17 protein-coding genes are annotated in these 16846 nt (G+C 59.2%); 16 read left to right on the forward strand and 1 reads right to left on the reverse strand.

Going from position 1 to position 16846, the window contains the following annotated elements; genetic code table 11:
• The first annotated feature begins 14 nt into the window (after nucleotides 1–14).
• The 10 genes from DX908_RS13830 to DX908_RS13870 all read left to right on the forward strand — a co-directional run bounded on the left by DX908_RS13830 (nucleotide 15) and on the right by DX908_RS13870 (nucleotide 10268).
• On the forward strand, nucleotides 15–1355 hold the full coding sequence (locus DX908_RS13830) for an LLM class flavin-dependent oxidoreductase (RefSeq protein WP_199564721.1): 1341 nt from the start codon (nucleotides 15–17) through the stop codon (nucleotides 1353–1355).
• Entirely contained in the window at nucleotides 1355–2380 is a 1026-nt protein-coding gene (locus DX908_RS13835) for a quinone oxidoreductase family protein (RefSeq protein WP_116392885.1), read from the forward strand. The genes DX908_RS13830 and DX908_RS13835 overlap by 1 nt, the downstream gene beginning before the upstream one ends.
• Complete coding sequence (locus DX908_RS13840) at nucleotides 2377–3153, forward strand: dioxygenase family protein (protein ID WP_116392886.1); 777 nt, start codon at nucleotides 2377–2379, stop codon at nucleotides 3151–3153. Before DX908_RS13835 ends, DX908_RS13840 begins: the two co-directional genes overlap by 4 nt.
• The gene (locus tag DX908_RS13845) at nucleotides 3150–4007 is read left to right on the forward strand and encodes an isocitrate lyase/PEP mutase family protein (RefSeq protein WP_158548800.1); all 858 of its coding nucleotides are present in this window, start codon (nucleotides 3150–3152) and stop codon (nucleotides 4005–4007) included. The genes DX908_RS13840 and DX908_RS13845 overlap by 4 nt, the downstream gene beginning before the upstream one ends.
• Entirely contained in the window at nucleotides 4004–5572 is a 1569-nt protein-coding gene (locus DX908_RS13850; protein WP_116392888.1) for a class I adenylate-forming enzyme family protein, read from the forward strand. The genes DX908_RS13845 and DX908_RS13850 overlap by 4 nt, the downstream gene beginning before the upstream one ends.
• On the forward strand, nucleotides 5569–6747 hold the full coding sequence (locus tag DX908_RS16355) for a thiolase C-terminal domain-containing protein (protein WP_158548802.1): 1179 nt from the start codon (nucleotides 5569–5571) through the stop codon (nucleotides 6745–6747). The genes DX908_RS13850 and DX908_RS16355 overlap by 4 nt, the downstream gene beginning before the upstream one ends.
• A gap of 1 nt (nucleotide 6748) precedes the next feature.
• On the forward strand, nucleotides 6749–7153 hold the full coding sequence (locus tag DX908_RS13855) for a Zn-ribbon domain-containing OB-fold protein (RefSeq protein WP_158548804.1): 405 nt from the start codon (nucleotides 6749–6751) through the stop codon (nucleotides 7151–7153).
• Nucleotides 7150–7992 carry an HTD2 family dehydratase gene (locus DX908_RS13860; protein WP_116392890.1) on the forward strand — a complete coding sequence of 281 codons (843 nt, stop codon included), beginning with the start codon at nucleotides 7150–7152 and terminating at the stop codon, nucleotides 7990–7992. Before DX908_RS13855 ends, DX908_RS13860 begins: the two co-directional genes overlap by 4 nt.
• Before the next feature lie 39 nt (nucleotides 7993–8031).
• Nucleotides 8032–9000 carry a phytanoyl-CoA dioxygenase family protein gene (locus DX908_RS13865; protein ID WP_116392891.1) on the forward strand — a complete coding sequence of 323 codons (969 nt, stop codon included), beginning with the start codon at nucleotides 8032–8034 and terminating at the stop codon, nucleotides 8998–9000.
• A gap of 92 nt (nucleotides 9001–9092) precedes the next feature.
• On the forward strand, nucleotides 9093–10268 hold the full coding sequence (locus DX908_RS13870; RefSeq protein ID WP_116392892.1) for an acyl-CoA dehydrogenase family protein: 1176 nt from the start codon (nucleotides 9093–9095) through the stop codon (nucleotides 10266–10268).
• Here the strand turns inward: DX908_RS13870 and DX908_RS13875 are convergent.
• Nucleotides 10262–11626 carry an MmgE/PrpD family protein gene (locus tag DX908_RS13875; RefSeq protein WP_158548806.1) on the reverse strand — a complete coding sequence of 455 codons (1365 nt, stop codon included), beginning with the start codon at nucleotides 11624–11626 and terminating at the stop codon, nucleotides 10262–10264. The two genes, DX908_RS13870 and DX908_RS13875, sit on opposite strands and share 7 nt — an antisense overlap.
• Nucleotides 11627–11801: 175 nt before the next feature.
• On the opposite strand from DX908_RS13875, the gene DX908_RS13880 reads away from it, so the two are divergent.
• From DX908_RS13880 to DX908_RS13905, 6 genes are all read left to right on the forward strand, one after another.
• Nucleotides 11802–12284 carry an aromatic-ring-hydroxylating dioxygenase subunit beta gene (locus tag DX908_RS13880; protein WP_116392894.1) on the forward strand — a complete coding sequence of 161 codons (483 nt, stop codon included), beginning with the start codon at nucleotides 11802–11804 and terminating at the stop codon, nucleotides 12282–12284.
• A gap of 15 nt (nucleotides 12285–12299) precedes the next feature.
• Nucleotides 12300–13553: an aromatic ring-hydroxylating oxygenase subunit alpha gene (locus DX908_RS13885; RefSeq protein WP_116392895.1), complete on the forward strand. Its 1254-nt coding sequence runs from the start codon at nucleotides 12300–12302 to the stop codon at nucleotides 13551–13553.
• A gap of 10 nt (nucleotides 13554–13563) precedes the next feature.
• Complete coding sequence (locus tag DX908_RS13890) at nucleotides 13564–13869, forward strand: bifunctional 3-phenylpropionate/cinnamic acid dioxygenase ferredoxin subunit (protein WP_116392896.1); 306 nt, start codon at nucleotides 13564–13566, stop codon at nucleotides 13867–13869.
• Between the two features lie 7 nt (nucleotides 13870–13876).
• The gene (locus DX908_RS13895) at nucleotides 13877–15118 is read left to right on the forward strand and encodes an NAD(P)/FAD-dependent oxidoreductase (RefSeq protein ID WP_116392897.1); all 1242 of its coding nucleotides are present in this window, start codon (nucleotides 13877–13879) and stop codon (nucleotides 15116–15118) included.
• A 4-nt stretch (nucleotides 15119–15122) separates the two neighbouring features.
• Nucleotides 15123–15908, forward strand: coding sequence for a GntR family transcriptional regulator (locus tag DX908_RS13900; RefSeq protein WP_116392898.1), 786 nt, complete (start codon nucleotides 15123–15125; stop codon nucleotides 15906–15908).
• A 137-nt stretch (nucleotides 15909–16045) separates the two neighbouring features.
• Entirely contained in the window at nucleotides 16046–16843 is a 798-nt protein-coding gene (locus tag DX908_RS13905) for an IclR family transcriptional regulator (RefSeq protein ID WP_116392899.1), read from the forward strand.
• Nucleotides 16844–16846 lie beyond the last annotated feature (3 nt).

Consider the following 16846-nt stretch of genomic DNA (forward strand, 5'->3'; position numbering starts at 1 on the left):
TGCCGGAGGAAATAATGCTCAAACTTTCCGTCTTTATGTCGCCGACCGGTGCGCATGTCGGAGGCTGGCGCCTGCCTGAAGCGATTACGGATGCAGGGTTCAATTTCGACCGCTGGCCGGATCTCATGAAGCTCCTTGAGCGCGGCAAATTCGACATGATGTTTCTGGCGGACGGAAATGGCGTAAACGGAATTAGTGATCCTGATCTGCTTGCGCGCAATCCGACATTGCGGCCTGTGGTTTTCGAGCCGATTACCTTTCTGGCGGCACTTGCGACGCATACGTCGCGTATCGGACTGGTCGCGACCGGGACGACGACGTTTGAGGAGCCCTTCAGCATTGCCCGCCGCTTCGCCGCAGTGGATCAGATCAGCAAGGGCCGGGCGGGCTGGAATGTTGTGACGACATCCAATCCTGATGATGCGCTCAATTTCAGCCGGACCGAACATGTCGAACATTCCGACCGCTTTGCCCGGGCCGAGGAGTTCCTCGATGTCACGGACGGGCTGTGGAGTTCTTGGGATGAAGATGCCTTCGTTCAGGACAAGGAGAATGGCATCTTCCTCGATTCGAGCAAGGTCCATATGCTCAATCACGAAGGTGAGCATTTTCAGGTGCGCGGCCCGCTGAACGCAGCCCACACGCCGCAGGGGCGCCCGGTGATCGTCGTGGCCGGCGGCTCGCCCGAGGCCAGAAACCTTGCTGCCAGAACCGCGGATGTTCTCTTTACCCTGACGGAGACAAAAGAAGCCGCGCTTGATCTCTATAAGGATGTCAAGGAACGGGTCGCAGGCTATGGCCGCGCCCCGGAGGCGCTGAAAGTCATGCCTGGGGCCAGCATTTTTGTCGGTGAGACCGCGGATGAAGCCGAGGAAGTTTACCGGAAGCTGCAGGAACTGATACCGGACACAGTCGGTGTTGCCACCCTGTCCCGGATCATGGCGCAGGATCTTTCCATGCATGATCCCTGTGATCCCATGCCGGAAATCACGACCGAGACGAAAGGCATGACCTTCTTCCGGGATAAAGTCAGTGCAATGGCGAAAAAGGAAGGCCTCTCGATCCGGGAGACCTATCGCCGGGTCCTGCCGGCCCGCGGGCATGTCCTGATGAAAGGCAGTGCGGCCGATGTCGCCGATCAGATCGAGGACTGGTACCGCTCTGGCGCCTGTGACGGGTTTAATCTCGTTGCGTCCCATCTGCCCGGCGGCCTTGAAAAGATCGTCCAGCATCTGGTCCCTGAATTGCAGCGCCGCGGCCTCTTCCGTGAGGAATATGAGGGCACGACGCTGCGTGAGCATCTTGAAACGCCGTATGCTGCTTTTCCGGCACGGCGAAGTGATGTGGATCAGTAATGACCGGAACGATGCGCGCCGCGGTCCTCCATGCCGCAGGGCCGCCTGAGGCTTTCTCGCTGGAGGACATTGCCATCCCGGAAGTGAAGCCGGGAGAGGTGAGAGTGCGCGTCAAAGCGTGCGGCGTGTCTTTCCGCGACGTTGTTGAACGCAACGGCACCTATCGACGCGATGTCACCTTTCCACTCGTCATCGGTCTTGAAATCGCGGGCGTCGTTGAAGAGACCGGGCAGGGCGTGAGCCTTGTGAAGGAAGGCGATCATGTCTGCACAAAGGCATTTTCAAGCTGCGGCATGTGCCGCTATTGCCGGTCGGGCCGCGAGACGACCTGCCTGAACCGCCAGCCGGTGCGCGGCGGGTATGCGGAATATGTCGTGCTGCCGCAGGATGCCTTCGTCCGTATTCCGCTGTCTCTGGCATTTGAGAAAGCCTGTATGCTGGGGGCGGGGGCGGGTGTCGCGCTCAATGCGGTGCGCGATACGGCGCGCACGAAAATCGGGGACAGGGTACTTGTGACAGGTGCAACAGGCGGTGTCGGTCTGCCGGCGGTCCAGATTGCCCATCATGCCGGGGCGGAGGTGATTGCCGTGACTCGCAGTGAGTCAAAGCGCGCCATGCTGGAGCAGGCAGGCGCTCATCATGTCATCGTCGCGGATGGAGATTTCTCAACGGCCGTGCGGGATGTCACCGGCGGTGAAGGCGCCGATGTCATCATCGATACGGTCGGCAGCCATGTCTTTGATGCCGCCTATAATTCGCTGGCCCTGCATGGGCGATATGCCTTTGTCGGGCAGCTCAACAGCGACAAGATTTCGATCAATCCCGCACGTATTTTCTTTAAACGTGCGCAATTGCTTGGTGTAGGGAGCGTCAGCCGGGCGCAACTCGCCGATGTGATCGAGCTTGCCGAGCAGGATATTGTCCGGCCCCAAATTGCAGAGGTGATGCCATTGGAAGATATCGTCAAAGCCCATCATCTGGTCGAGGCCTCTGCATCGGTGGGCAGGATCGTGGTGACACCATGAGCAGCAATCTGACCCCGCAAGAGAGCGAACGCCTGGCCACCCTTTACCGGGCGAGCGTTGAGAAGATGAAGGAAGTCGTCCGTGAACATAAGATCACGGAAGACGAATTGCATATTGCCGGCGATTATCTGAACCGCCTTGGGGCAGCCGGGTTCTCGCGCAGTCTGGTTGATATGGCGCTGGCCCTGACCAGCGCGGAAGTGACCAAGCCTGCGGGCGGCACGCGCGGCAATCTGGAAGGGCCGCTTCATCGTCATGGCCATATCCTCCGTGCTGACGGCAGATTGCTCGACCGGCCGCTTAAAGATGGGGAGACCCGTCTCTTGCTGTCAGGGCGCGTGCTCAATGCACAGACAGGTGGACCCATTGATGGCACGGCAATTGATATGTGGCAGACGGACGGTCATGGCATATATGACCGTGAAGGCGATGAGCTGCGCGGTATCGTGCCGACGGATGATCAGGGACGGTATAGCATTGAGACCGTCCTGCCGCGCTTTTACTCAGAGCATGACAATGATCCGATCGGCGAACTGCTTCAGGCGATGGGGCGGCCGAACTGCCGGGCCGGGCATATCCATGTCAAAGTGCTGGAGAATGGCGAGGAACGCCTGACCACCCAGCTCTTCATTGAAGGATCGGAATATCTCGACAGTGACTATGTCGAGGGGGCGGTGAGTGATGATCTCATCCTATCCGTGACGCAGACGGATGATCCGAGAACAGTCAAAGCCAGTTTCGATTTCCGGATATTGCCGGGAGGCCAGAATTGACCACTCGTCCCTCCATCCGTGCCCTTCTTTCGGCCCCCGGTTGCACTGTGCTGCCGGGGGCAGCCGAAGTGCTGAGTGCACGGATCATGGAAGAGCAGGGATTTGAGGCCGTCTATGCCGGCGGTAATGCCATCGGGCTTGCGCATGGCAAGGCCCAGCCTTTTGTCTCAGCCGTAGAAACGGCGGATACCATATCGCGGATCGTACGGGCGACCGGCTGCGCGGTGCTGGCCGATGTAGGCGCCGGATTTGGTGAAGGGGCTCATCTCGATCAGGCGATCCGCGAGATCGAGGCGGCAGGTGCGGGCGGCATCCATATTGATGACCAGCCCTATCCGAAACCGGTGGGATATCACCGGGGTGAAGGGCGCCTTGAGACGCTGGATATTGTCCGTAGCCGGTTTGAAGTGGCGTGCAAAGCGCGGCGGGACAGCGACACGCTCCTCATTGCGCGTACCGATGCGCTGCGGGTGACAGGAGACATTGATGAGGTCGTCACGCGCGGCCGGGCGCTTCAGTCGGCTGGCGCGGAGGCGCTGATCGTTCTTGATCTTGATCCGGCGCAGGCGGGGAGGGTCCGGGAGGCCTTGCCGGACCTGCCGCTGATCTGGATTGGCGGGGTGAAGGCCCCGGTTCCCAGCCAAGATGATCTGCATAAGGCCGGATTTGACATGGCGCTGTTCCCCTTCCTCACGGTCGCGGCGATGGCGTCAGCGGTCACTGAATTATGGGGCATGTTCGCCGAAACCGGCAGGGTCAGCGTCGATGAAGCAAAGCTCCCGGACATGCTGAAACTGGCGGGCCGGATTTCTGGTCTGCCAAGAGCATTTCAGATTGATGAGGAGGCAGTGTGACCCGGCCAGAAGCCAAGACCCTCGCAGGCGTCGTGTCCGAATATGCAGCGATCACCCCCACGGCGCCCGCCATTTTCGGTGAGCATCGTGTGCTGAGCTATCGTGAGCTGGATGAGGAGGCCGCAGACGTCGCGCTCGCTCTTGCGGCCAGCGGTATTCAAGAGGGTGACAGACTGGCGCTCTTGATGGGGAATGACCCTGAATGGGTCGTGATCGCGATTGCGGCGAGCCGGATCGGTGCCGTCCTCTGCCCCCTGAATACATGGTACAAGAAGGCTGAGCTGGCCTGGACCCTGCGGCACAGCAAGGCAAAGTTCCTGATCTCCGTCCCGAATTTTCTGAAAACCGACTATGTCGGCCTCTTCGCTGAACTGCGCGAGGAGGGCGATCTGCCAGAGCTGGTTTTTACGAGTGACGCGCCGGGCTGGGCGACATCATGGCGAGATTTCATCGCGCGGGCAGCGGGACAACGCCCCGCACAAGAGGCAGCATCGCCCGACACTGCTGCATTTGTTCTTTATACCTCCGGCAGCACGGCGGATCCCAAAGGCGTCCTTCTCAATCACCGCGGGGTTGTTGAGAATGGCTGGGAGATGGGCGCGCGGCGCGGGATCAATGCCGAAGACCGGGTCTGGCTTGGCTCTCCGCTTTTCTATGGCCTTGGGGCGACCAATGCGTTGCCGTCAACATTCACGCATGGTGCGTCGCTGGTTCTGCAGGGGCATTTCGAAGCCGGCCGCGCAATCGAAACCATTGCGAAAACCGAAGCGACCGTCTTTTACGGCACCGGCAACATGACGCGCGGGATGCTCGACCACCCCGATTTCACGAAAGCAAAAGTCGGCTCACTGAGCAAAGGGAATGCAGGAACGGTGGCCGAGTATAAACGCCTGACCCTGATCGAGATGGGGATCACCGGCGCGGTCCCGGCCTATGGCCTTACCGAGAGCTACGGCAATGCGACAGTTGGCGAAGTCGACGATCCTCTTGAGGCCAAGCTGAATACCAGCGGGCGTCCGCTGCCCGGCATGGAATTGCTGATCGTGGATCCGGCGAGCTTTGAGCCGTTGGCACAAGGAGAGACGGGGCTCGTCCTCCTGCGGGGACATACGACGCCGGGTTATCTCGACAATCCGGTGGAGACAGCCAAGGCGCTCCGGCAGGATGGCTATTTCGATACAGGCGATCTGGGTTCGCTGGATGCGGATGGCCGGTTTATCTTCCATTCGCGGCTCAAGGAAGTGATCAAGAGCGGCGGCATCAATGTCTCGCCCGTTGAGGTCGAGCAGCTTATCGCTCAGCATCCGGATGTCCGGGACGCGTATGTCGTGGGTGTTGGTGACCCGGTGCGCGGTGAACTGATTGTCGCTTTTGTGGATGTGCTGGGCCAGGTCGGCGAAAATGACATAAAAGCCTATGTCAAGGAACGCGCGGCCAGTTTCAAAGTGCCCCATCATGTCATGTTCCGTGAAGAGAGAGAATTGCCAAGGCTGGCCAGTGGGAAAGTGGCAAAGCACAAGCTGGCAGAGGAAGCGCGGACCTTGTTGAGCGGGAGTTGGGCATGACAATTTCCGGCGCCGCCAGCATTATCGGCATCGGGGCCAGCGATTTTGAGCGGCGCCCCGAACGCTCCGTGCTGACATTGGCGTCGACGGCGCTTCATGCGGCTTTGGATGATGCCGGGCTGGAAAAAGAAGCGATCGATGGCCTGATCGTCCAAGTGGGTTCCCCTCGAGGCCCGGATTACGATGCGGTCGCGGCGACATTCGGCCTTTCACCTACATTCTGTTCACAGACATGGTCGCATGGCCGTTTTGCCGCGACCGTGCTGATCCAGGCGGCCATGGCCGTGGCCACAGGCATGGCGAGCCGTGTTGCCTGTCTCATGGCCATGAAGAACTCCGATATCGGACGGATCGGAGAAACCAATAACCCATTCTATAATGAGCAGTTCCGCGAAGGCGGCGGGCCGCATGGCGAGGAGGGGCATATCGGCATGGTCTCGCCAATCGCTGGCGCCGCGCTTGGCTTTGACCGCTATCTTTGCCGATATGGTCAGGCGCGCGAGAAACTATCCGCCGTGCCGATGACCTTCAGGGCGCATGCGGCGATGACGGATGATGCCGTGATGAAAAAGCCGATGACGCTGGCTGATTACGAAGCGGCCCGCCCGATCATTGATCCACTTCGGCTGCTCGATTGCTCACTTGTCGGGGATGGGGCGGTGTGCGCCATTGTTGGAGGACGGGATGAAAGCAAGGCATCCCGCAAACCGGTCACGCTGACTGGTCTTCAGGGCATTGAGGCAGGACGGGAGAGCTTCATCTTTGCGCCTCGCGGCCTCGGGGTCTCGCAGCAATCGGACAATCGCCGCAGCCTGACGGAGACCCGCACACGGAAGGTCTACCAGATGGCCGGGACCAATCCGGAGGGGATCGATGTGCTCGGTGTCTATGATTCATTCTCTCCGCTTGCGGTTTATGCGTTTGAGGAATTCGGGTTCTGTGCGGCAGGGGAGGGGCTGGATTTTATTCAGGCGGGCCGCATTGGGCTGAACAGCGCATTGCCGACCAATACCAGTGGCGGGCAATTGTCTCAGGCCCAGCTCAATGGCTGGGGGCAGATCCGCGAACTGGTCACCCAGCTTCGGGGAGAGGCGGGGCCGCGGCAGGTCTCGGGCGCCAAACGTGCCATGTGGGCCAGCGTCGGCGGGGACGCGCTTATTCTGGAGGCGGATTAGCATGACGGATACGCTTTCGCCCCTGATCAATGATCTCAATCGCCCCTATTGGGAAGCGGCACGGCAAGGTGAGCTGTGCCTGCCGCATTGTGTTGATACCGGCCGGGCGTTCTGGCCGCCGAGCCCGGCCAGTCCGTATCCGAACGGCAGACAAGTGGAGTGGCGTCCCATCACGCCGCGCGGCACAGTATCGGGCGCCTGTACCTACAGGCGGGTCTATCTGGCTGAAATCGAAGAACACGTTCCCTACGGCATTGTGCTGGTGGAAGTGGAACCGGCGGTCCGTCTTCAGGCCTTTGTGCCGCAAGGCGGGGAGATCGCTGCGGGGGAGGCCGTACAGCTTTCTTTCGAGCCAGTCTTCGGAGAAGAGTTCCCTGTACTGACCGCAAAGAGGGAGGCCGTATGAGCACTCCCTGGGATGACTGGATCGGTAAGACAGAGCGTCGTGAGGAGCAACTGGACCCGGCACGGGCCCGGGCGCTTCAGGCGGCGATGGGGCATGAGCCGAACCTTGAGGCGGGGGATCCGTTACCGCCGCTCTTTCACTGGATTTATTTCTGGGAACCCACGCAGCCTGAGCAGACCGGTGCTGATGGCCATCCAAAACGCGGCCTGTTCCTGCCGCCCATTCCCGCGCCGCGCCGGATGTGGGCGAGCGGGAAAATCCGGTTTCACGCGGAGCTCCTCCTCGGGGAGATAGTCCAGAAGCAATCGACGATTGAGGTAATAAAGCAAAAGCAGGGCCGAACGGGACCGCTGACTTTCGTCACGGTCAGGCATGTGCTGACAATTGAGGACATGCCGGTTCTTGAGGAAGATCAGGTGATTGTTTACCGCGAAGCCGGGGCTGCAGGCCCCGACAAGCGTGAAGAAGTGCCGCTTCCCGAGACGGATTTCATGCGGCAAATCGATCCGGATACGGTGTTGCTGTTCCGCTACTCCGCCCTGACACTCAACAGTCACCGCATTCATTATGACCGGCCCTATGCGATGGTTGAAGAAGGGTATGAAGGTCTCGTCGTTCACGGACCATTGCAGGCAACGTTGCTGGCAGACCTTGTCTCCAGACATGTCAGCTCGCCGCTGGAGGCGTTCGAATTCAAAGGGGTTGCCCCGGCCTTTGACGGCAGGCCGCTGACACTGAATGGCTATGAGCGGGACGGCAATGTCGATCTGGTGGCTCAACAGTCCGGACACGCAACAATGACAGCCAAAGCGACCCCGATACGGCGGCTCGCCCAATGATCAAGACAAGAACAGAAATGGCATGAAGGAGGTTCGACCATGAAAGCTCAGGAGAAAGCGACCGAATCGCTTCGCCATCCGCCCTTGCGTGAATCGACCGCGCTTCTGGAAAATGATGGCCGGGTGCTCGATCAGTTGCACAAGGATTTCTACGTATACCTGCAGAATGCGCTGCCACTCGATGCGGTGAAGAAGCTGAAGCAGGAATTCCTCGATGTTCTGATCGGGATGGGTTATGTTGATCCGGGAGCGGTGGAACCTGTCTGGAACGGCAAGGATCTCACTGATTTCCCGGTCAAGGTTGAAAAACTGCATGACCGCCGGGTCTGGATTCCCTTTGTCGAGGACAAGGGCGTCTATGATGTGTTCCGGCGAATTCTAGGGGCGGAGCCTTTCTGGCTGCCGATTGTTGAATACCGCGTGACGCCGCCGGCGACGGCCCTGCCGCAGGACCCCTATATCGGCCGGCATCAGGACGGCTTCTATAATGGTGATCTTGACTGCTATACCTGCTGGGTGCCGTTGATGGAGATCGGTGCCAAGGAAGGGGGGCTCGCCATGGCATCGACTTTGCGGCCCGAGAGCTATCTTCACGATACGAATGATCCGCCGCAATATATGATTCCCTCGGGAGCGATCCCGGAAGATGCTTGGCATCGCAGTCACTATCATGAAGGTGACCTTGTGATGTTCAATCGCTGGATACCGCATAGCGGTCTGCCCAATCTGTCTGACCGGTTCAGGCTCTCCATGGATGTGCGCGTCATGCCCGTGGATGGTGAATTGCCGATCTGGGGCAAGGTACTGGAGTTCACCCCGGACCTGATCCGTGTCGAGAATCACGACGGACGCGAGGTGACCCTGACGATTGATGCGGAGACATATTGCCGGTGGACAGCCGGCAGACGCATGCCGACGGAGGAACTGATCTCGCTCATCCCGCCGGGAGATTACGTTCTGGCCTTCCATGAGGATGGCCGCGCCCTGATGCTGCGACCACCCCGCTAGCCGGCATCGTCTATGCGAACTGTTGGCGCCGCTGCATCGCGGAGCAACAGTTGCGTGTAGACTGCTCCTGTTTTGAAGACCGGAAAATATCGATGACACCCCTTTCGACCGCCCAGCAGGCCGATGAGCTTGAGGATATCCGACGCTCCGTTGCGAGCCTTTGTGCGTCTTTCCCGCCGGAATACTGGCGGGAGGCCGACCGGAACCGCGCCTATCCGACGGAATTTGTTACCGCACTGACGGAATCAGGTTTCCTTGCCGCGCTCATCCCCGAAGAATATGGCGGCAGCGGCCTCAACCTGACGGCAGCGGCGGTCATCATGGAGGAAATCCAGGCGAATGGCTGCAATGGCGCGGCGGCGCATGCGCAGATGTATGTGATGAACACCATCCTGCGTCACGGCAATGAAGAGCAGAAGCAGCGTTATCTGCCTTCCATCGCCTCCGGTGAATTGCGCCTACAGGCTTTTGGCGTGACGGAGCCGAGCGCCGGGACGGATACGCTGAACATCCGCACCACCGCCACCCGCGACGGCGATCGCTATGTGGTCAACGGCCAGAAAATCTGGACTTCGCGTGCGGAGCATTCGGACCTGATGGTGCTCCTGGCACGGACCACACCGAAGGAACAGGTCCAGAAACGCTCAGAGGGACTTTCGCTCTTCCTCGTCGACATGCGCGAAGCGGTGAATAATGGCCTGACCATCAATCCGATCCGGACAATGATGAATCACAATACGACGGAGGTCTATTTCGACAATCTTGCCGTCCCGGCCGATAACCTGATCGGGGAAGAGGGCAAGGGTTTCCGCTATATCCTGTCCGGCATGAATGCCGAGCGGATCCTGATTGGGGCGGAATGTATCGGGGATGCCAAATGGTTCATCAACAAGGCGTCCGGCTATGCCAATGAGCGCGAGCTATTCGGCCGTCCGATCGGCCAGAATCAGGGCGTGCAGTTTCCGATCGCCAGGGCCTATGCGCAGATGCGTGCCGCTGAGCTGATGGTCTATGAGGCCGCCGGCCGGTATGAAGAGGGCGGCAATGTCGGGGCAGAGGCCAATATGGCGAAAATGCTGGCCGCCGATGCCTCTTGGGCAGCGGCGGACATGTGTGTACAGACCTTTGGTGGGTTCGGGTTTGCCGAAGAATATGATGTGGAACGGAAATTCCGCGAAGCGCGCCTTTATCAGGTCGCACCGATCTCCACCAATATGATCCTGTCTTATCTGTCAGAGCACGTATTGGGCCTGCCGCGTTCTTATTGAGCTGATGGAGATAGCTGGCCGCGATAGAGCTGCATCAGGTCGCGGACATCCGTCACCGTTTCGAGCGACAGCAGCATGTCCCTAGTTTCCATCCGGTGCCGGTCATCCATCCGGTTTTCGGTGCAGCGGTCATAGCGGGCGGAGATTTCCTCCGCACTGAGCGGATCGGACGGATCGCCCTTGGCCGTATAACACTCACGATCGAACCGCTCGCCATTCTTCGTGGTGATCGAAACGGTGTTCATCTTGCCCAGCTGGTCGCGGCCCCATTCCTCGTGAATGGCCATCTTGGCCTTCTTGCGCTGCGCAAGGATCGCTTCGTCGCGCAGCTTCTCTGCGGTGAAGGTGTCAACGAACATGTCCTCACCGCTGATCGCCGAGGCGACGATATGGGGCAGGCTGAAACGGGCTTCTTCGGCATTCTGCGGATCGGGATATTTCAGGATCTGGGGGAAGACCGCATTCACGCCGACCTCGACCTCGACAATATCGTCCGCCGTCAGTCCATTCGTTTTCACGATATCAAGGACGCCATCGATAATGCGTTGCGAGAGGTAGCAGCAGGGATATTTCTTCATCCCGACGGCCATGATACGGAAATCATCGCCTTGCCCGAGCGGGAAATCGATGTCCGGGCAGCCGGCGGTCGCATCCCAGAAACCGGCCTTGCCTTCGAGGATCGTCGGATTGCCGGTGAGGCCATCGGCTGCAAGATGAGCTGCGGAAATCCCATTGAGGCCTGCCATGCCGGCCTCGATCACATGAGCGCCCGAGCCAGTCTGGCGCGTCAGGCCGCTGCCGAAAGAGGCGGCGACGGCCATGGCATGAAGGGTCTTCTCCCGGTCGAGCCTGAGGAGCTTCGCTGCTGCTCCCGCCACGCCGACTGTCCCCATGGAGGAGCCGGTGAGCACGCCTCTTTTGACCGCGCCGCCATCGGACGTCACCGTGCCGCTGCGCGACACCACCTCATAGCCGAGAATCAATGCTTCGAGTACGTCCTTCCCGGAGGCGCCGACACTCTCGCCCATGGCGAACACACTGGGAATGAGAAAACAGGTATAGGTCGCATCCGGCCAGGCGACATCTTCGAGCTCGGTACAGTGCGATGCAATACAGTTCATCGCGGCGCCCCATTCGGGAGTTGCCATGAAATCATAACCGATGACGGTTGTGTTGCCCTTCGCCCCGACATTGTCCGCATAGCGCGCCATCAGCCGGGTCGTGTCCATATCCGCACCGGTCACGGCGGAGCCGAGCGAACTCAGCGAGAGGCTTTTCGCGCGCTCAATGACGTCGCCGCCGATGTCATCATACTGCGTATCATGGATGTAGTTGGCGAGATCCCGGGTTGTGCGCATAGCGTCCTCCTGCGGTCTCTCATACATCAAGCGCCGGTGCTGTGCGCCTCGGCGGCGGCGAACACCGCCTATGCGATAAGGGCCTCAGGAACGGGCCGTTGGCGTGTCTGCGCATTGCTTTCGGGCCGTAGTTCACTCACCTTTTTGGCATGAAAGGCAGCACGCATTACTCGCAATGAAAGATAAAAACGACGCGGCACTTCGCCAGGACCTTCGCGATTTCTATGAGGACTATGCCGGTGCACTCGATGATGTGCGCCTGGAAGACTGGGTCGGCTTTTTTGCCGATGACGCGGTCTACAAGGTGATTTCGAGAGAGACGCATTCGCAGGGCTTGAGCCATGCGACGATCTATTGTGACGGGCTCGCGATGATCCGCGACCGGGCCGCCGCCGTGCAAGAAACGGCCGTTTTCGAGCCGCGTGTTCTTCGCCACTTTGTCGGCGGTCCACGGATCATCTCGCGTGATGGCGATGAGATCGCGGTCACGGCGAATTTTCTGATCACCGAAGCCTTATTCGATGCCGAGCCGCAGATACTGATGATGGGGCGCTATCTCGATAAGCTGGTCGAGCGGGGCGGGGATCTGAAATTCCGCGAGCGGCTGGCCGTTTATGATAATCACCGTGTACGCACGACCCTTGTGATACCGGTATAACAGGCAGGAGGAACCATGAGCAGCACAATCGCCTCCGAGGAAAAAGACCGCACATGGCCGGAGCTGGGCGCCTGCCGGGTACCGGCCTGGGTTTATTCCGATCCGGATCTGTTCAAACGGGAGCTTGAGACCTTTCACTATGGGCCGACCTGGAGTTTCATCGGTCTTGAATGTGAAGTGGCGGAGCCCAAATCCTTCCGGCGGACATTCGTCGGCACACGCTCTGTCCTGATTACGCGCGATGCGGAGGGGGAGATCCATGTGGTCGAGAACCGCTGCGCGCATCGCGGATCGCCTCTCTGCTGGGAGCAGCATGGCAAAGCAGAAGACCTGACCTGCCCCTATCATCAATGGACCTATGATTTCGCGGGCAATCTGCAGGGCGTGCCGTTCATGCGCGGGGCGCCCCGTCCGAATCCGGGGATGCCGCGGGATTTTAAAAAATCAGAGAACGGATTACGCAAGCTCCGCACGCATATTCATAATGGCACGGTATGGGCGACCTATAGCGATGAAACCCCGCCTTTCGAGGAATATGTCGGCCCGGAAATCCTTAAGCTGATCACCCGGGTTTTCAACGGCCGGGAATTGCGCCTGCTGGGCTATAGCCGCCAGATGATCCCGTGCAACTGGAAGCTCTATTTCGAGAACAGCCGCGATCCCTATCACGCAACATTGCTGCACTCATTCTTCACGACCTTCGGGATCTACCGGGCGGATGCCAAATTCATGGTCTCGCCGCAACCGAACGGGCATGAATTCATTTACTCAGTGCTCGACCCGACGCTTCGGGAGAAACGCTCCGAAGTCACTGACGAAATGAAGACGCTGAAAGATCAGTTCACGCTTCATGACATGGATGTCGTCTCTCCGGTCGATGAGTTCGAGGATGGGCTGATCTCCTCACTTCAGGTCTTCCCCAGCATCTTTGTCCAGCAGCACGGCAATGTGCTGGCTCTGCGCCACATCCTGCCGAAGGAGACAGGAAAGACCGAACTCGGATGGATCTATTTCGGCTATGCTGATGATGATGAGGAAATGCAGTCCCGCCGCCTGAAACAGGGAAACCTTGTGGGACCGGCCGGTTATGTGTCGCTCGAAGACTCAGAGGTCCTCGCTCAGGTTCAGGGAGTCGCGACGAGCACCCCTGACTCCATTCAGGTCGTCGAGATGGGCGGGCGCGATAATTTCGAGCCTTCCGAAACAGCGATTACGGAGAATCTCATCCGCTCATTCTACAAATTCTATCGAGAAAAAATGGGTTTCTAGGAGGTTCGGTTTGGCTTGGAAAAAAATCGCCTCTCTGGCCGATATTCCGGAATATGAAGGCCTGAAAGTCGACGTCGATGGTCACGGCATCGCCCTCTTTCATGTCGAAGGGGAGGTCTATGCGATCGATGATATGTGCTCTCATGCAGAGGCGCATCTCTCTCAGGGCTTCCTTGAAGATTGCGTGATCGAGTGCCCCCTCCATCAGGCATGTTTCGATATTCGGACGGGTAAGGTGCTTTCGGCCCCCGCGACCGAGGATGTCAACGCTTATGAGGCGCGCATCGATGGCGATGACGTGCTGATCGATATCTGAGAGCGATGTGCAGCAGAGCCATTTTGATATTCTCATCATAGGCGGCGGTCAGGCGGGCCGCCGGGCCGCTGAGGGTGCAAGGGAAGCCAGCCCATCGGCGACGATCGCTATTCTCGGTGAGGAAATCCATCTGCCTTATGATCGCCCGTCTTTGTCCAAGGAACGGCTGCTGGATCCCGATGATGACCGCTGTTTTGTCCGTCAGCGAATGGATTTCGATGAAAAGCGGATCGAACTCTTCCCCGGTCAGTGCGCCGTCTCGATCGACCGTCAGGCTCATCTTGTCCGCACCGAAGAGGGCAGGGAATATGGCTATGGCCGGCTGATCCTCGCGACAGGATCGCGGGTCCGCTGGCTGCCTTCCTTCGGGGTGCCGGGCGAGCGGGTGATGGCGTTAAGGACGCTGGAAGATTGTGCAAATCTTTCCGGCCGGATACGTCAGGGCGCGCGCATCGTCGTGATTGGTGCCGGGTTCATCGGGCTGGAGGTTGCCGCCGCTGCACGCCAGCAGGGCGCATCGGTCAAGGTGATCGAGGCCGGATCATCTGTACTGGGACGGGTATTTCCTCCTGCTGCAGCCGATCACGTGGCGCGGCTGCAGCAGGAGATGGGCGTTGAGATCCTTCTTGATACGTCGGTCCGGCAGGTCACCGAAGGACCGGATGGCGTTGCGGTTGAGATCGGAGTGGAGACTCTACGCGCCGACATTGCTGTTGTCGGGATTGGCGTCATCCCCAATCTGGAACTGGCCATCAAGGCCGGCCTCGATGTGGTAGACGGCATTATGGTCGATAAAGAGGGGCGCAGTTCGGATCCGGATATTTATGCGGCCGGTGAAGTGACGGCGCATCCGGTACTTGGTTGCGACCGATCGCGGCGGCTTGAATCCTGGCAGGTGGCTGAAGAGCAGGCTTATGCAGCTGGCCGGTCGGCGGCGGGCAGCCCTACGGCCTATGCGGCATGGCCGTGGTTCTGGTCCGATCAGGGCCGTCATAATATTCAGATGCTGGGCCTTGCCGATAGCTGCGCGAACTGGATTGCGCGTGAATATGACCATGATAGGTGCAGCTTTGTGGCGCTTGATGACGCGCACACAGTGACGGGGATGATCACCATTAATGCGGGCGGGGATATTGGGGCAGGGCGCCGATTGCTGGGGACGACTCAGGACCCTGCGCAATTGCGCGACCCGGAAGCCTCATTGCGGAGCCTGATACCGCGGCGGGCCGCAGCACAGGGGAGCGCGTAAAGAGATGGTACAATCTTCAAAGGGCAAAAAAATTTCCAGCACGTCCCTGTCGCTTAACTCCGGGCCGCTGCCGCTGTATCACCAGCTGGAAAATGCGTTGGCGGAACGTCTCGAAGCCGGTGAGTTTGGCGTAGACGGCGCGCTGCCGACCGAACAGCAGATCGGTGAGGAATATGGCGTCAGCCGGATTACGGTTCGCCGCGCATTGGGAAATCTCATCGCACACGGAATGATCGTCCGTCGGCAGGGGGTCGGCACCTTTGTGGCTTCCCCCGCAGAGAATGTCCGGTCTGTGCGTCTGACGGGTTCTCTTGATGAGTTTCTTGCAAAGGCGGGAAAGCTGACCCCTAAATTCTTCTCGAAAGAAGAGGTCGATCCGGATGATGAGATCCGGGACAGTTTGGCGCTGTCCGAGACAGAGAAGGCGATCCGGTTCAGCCTGGTCACCAGTCTGGCGGGCGATCCGGTGATTTATCTGCAGACGTATTTTCCGACCTATATCGGCGAGCGTATCGATGTGAATGATATCGCCGAAGGCATGCCGGTCATCCGGCTGGTGGAGCGCAAGCTCAATCAGCGGGCGGTCAGGGCGCTTCAGACCATCGAGCCTGTCACCGCCGAGGGCGATGTCGCCAAATATCTCTGCATGGAGGAAGGGCGCCCGCTCTTGCGCATCCGGCGGACCTATTTCCGGGCCGATGGCCAGCCGATCGAGACGGCAATCCTGCACCAGCATCCCGAGCGCTACGAATATCTCGTTGAACTGACGGCCCGGCTGCACGCGGTCTGACCTGCCGGTCTGATGCGGCGATGATACACCTTAATCCCTATTAAGCCCTCAATGTGTCGACACTATTGCATTCCGGCGTCTGTCAGGCTTATGTTGTTATGACAACATGACATAATAAAAAACATTGGGAGGATCGGATGTCTGGCGCACTGGACCCGAAAAAAATCAAATCCGCTCAGCGGGTTCTCGAAGTTCTGGAATATTTCAACCGCGACCGGCGCGAATGCACGGTGATGGATATTGCGCGCACCTATGGGTACCCGCAGTCGAGTACATCAGAGCTGCTTAGCTGTCTGGTTGCATTGGGCTATTTGCGGCGTGATATCTGGGCTAGGACGTATAAGCCGGCCGCCCGCGTCGCCATGATCGGCGCCTGGATCCAGCCCCATCTGTTCCGCAATGGCGCACTGTTTTCACTGATCGACGAAGTGGTCGAGGATACTGGTTGTTCCGTCATGGTGAGCTCCCGTGTCGGGGTCTCGGCGCAGGTTTTCCACATATCGGGACCTGAAGGTGTCGACACTGAATACGCCGTTGGGGAGCAACTTTCGCTGCTCCATTCGGCGCCGGGACAACTCCTAGTGTCGACAGAACGGTCGGCCGAGCTGCGCAAGCTGGTTCATCGCCTGAACGCTGAAACGGATGAAGAACACCAGGTCCGGCCCTCCGAATATCAGGAGCTGATCGAGCAGGTTGTCAGCGAAGGCTGGTCATCGGTCCTCGATGAAGGGCACGGCGTGGAGCTGGTCAGCGTGCTGTTACCGCTGACAGCAGAGGATGAAACTCTCGTCGTCTCGGTCTGCCTTGACGCGGCGGTAGCAGATGAGCGGCGGGATGATGTCGTGCAGACGATCCGCGGGGCGATTGCCCGCAACCTTGATCCGGAACGGGCCGCTGCGAGAGACGATATTCACTATCTCCACCGCGTATCGTGAATT

Origin of the sequence: Parvularcula marina, from assembly GCF_003399445.1 — a bacterium.
GTDB classification, from domain to species: Bacteria; Pseudomonadota; Alphaproteobacteria; order Caulobacterales; family Parvularculaceae; genus Parvularcula; species Parvularcula marina.

Excerpts from the sequence above, each read along its gene's own strand:
- DX908_RS16355 (WP_158548802.1), top strand. The coding sequence starts at position 5,569 with ATGACAATTTCCGGCGCCGCCAGCATTATCGGCATCGGGGCCAGCGAT.
- DX908_RS13835 (WP_116392885.1), top strand. The coding sequence starts at position 1,355 with ATGACCGGAACGATGCGCGCCGCGGTCCTCCATGCCGCAGGGCCGCCT.
- DX908_RS13855 (WP_158548804.1), top strand. The coding sequence starts at position 6,749 with ATGACGGATACGCTTTCGCCCCTGATCAATGATCTCAATCGCCCCTAT.
- DX908_RS13860 (WP_116392890.1), top strand. The coding sequence starts at position 7,150 with ATGAGCACTCCCTGGGATGACTGGATCGGTAAGACAGAGCGTCGTGAG.
- DX908_RS13840 (WP_116392886.1), top strand. The coding sequence starts at position 2,377 with ATGAGCAGCAATCTGACCCCGCAAGAGAGCGAACGCCTGGCCACCCTT.
- DX908_RS13870 (WP_116392892.1), top strand. The coding sequence starts at position 9,093 with ATGACACCCCTTTCGACCGCCCAGCAGGCCGATGAGCTTGAGGATATC.
- DX908_RS13880 (WP_116392894.1), top strand. The coding sequence starts at position 11,802 with ATGAAAGATAAAAACGACGCGGCACTTCGCCAGGACCTTCGCGATTTC.
- DX908_RS13885 (WP_116392895.1), top strand. The coding sequence starts at position 12,300 with ATGAGCAGCACAATCGCCTCCGAGGAAAAAGACCGCACATGGCCGGAG.
- DX908_RS13865 (WP_116392891.1), top strand. The coding sequence starts at position 8,032 with ATGAAAGCTCAGGAGAAAGCGACCGAATCGCTTCGCCATCCGCCCTTG.
- DX908_RS13875 (WP_158548806.1), bottom strand. The coding sequence starts at position 11,626 with ATGCGCACAACCCGGGATCTCGCCAACTACATCCATGATACGCAGTAT.
- DX908_RS13905 (WP_116392899.1), top strand. The coding sequence starts at position 16,046 with ATGTCTGGCGCACTGGACCCGAAAAAAATCAAATCCGCTCAGCGGGTT.
- DX908_RS13900 (WP_116392898.1), top strand. The coding sequence starts at position 15,123 with ATGGTACAATCTTCAAAGGGCAAAAAAATTTCCAGCACGTCCCTGTCG.
- DX908_RS13830 (WP_199564721.1), top strand. The coding sequence starts at position 15 with ATGCTCAAACTTTCCGTCTTTATGTCGCCGACCGGTGCGCATGTCGGA.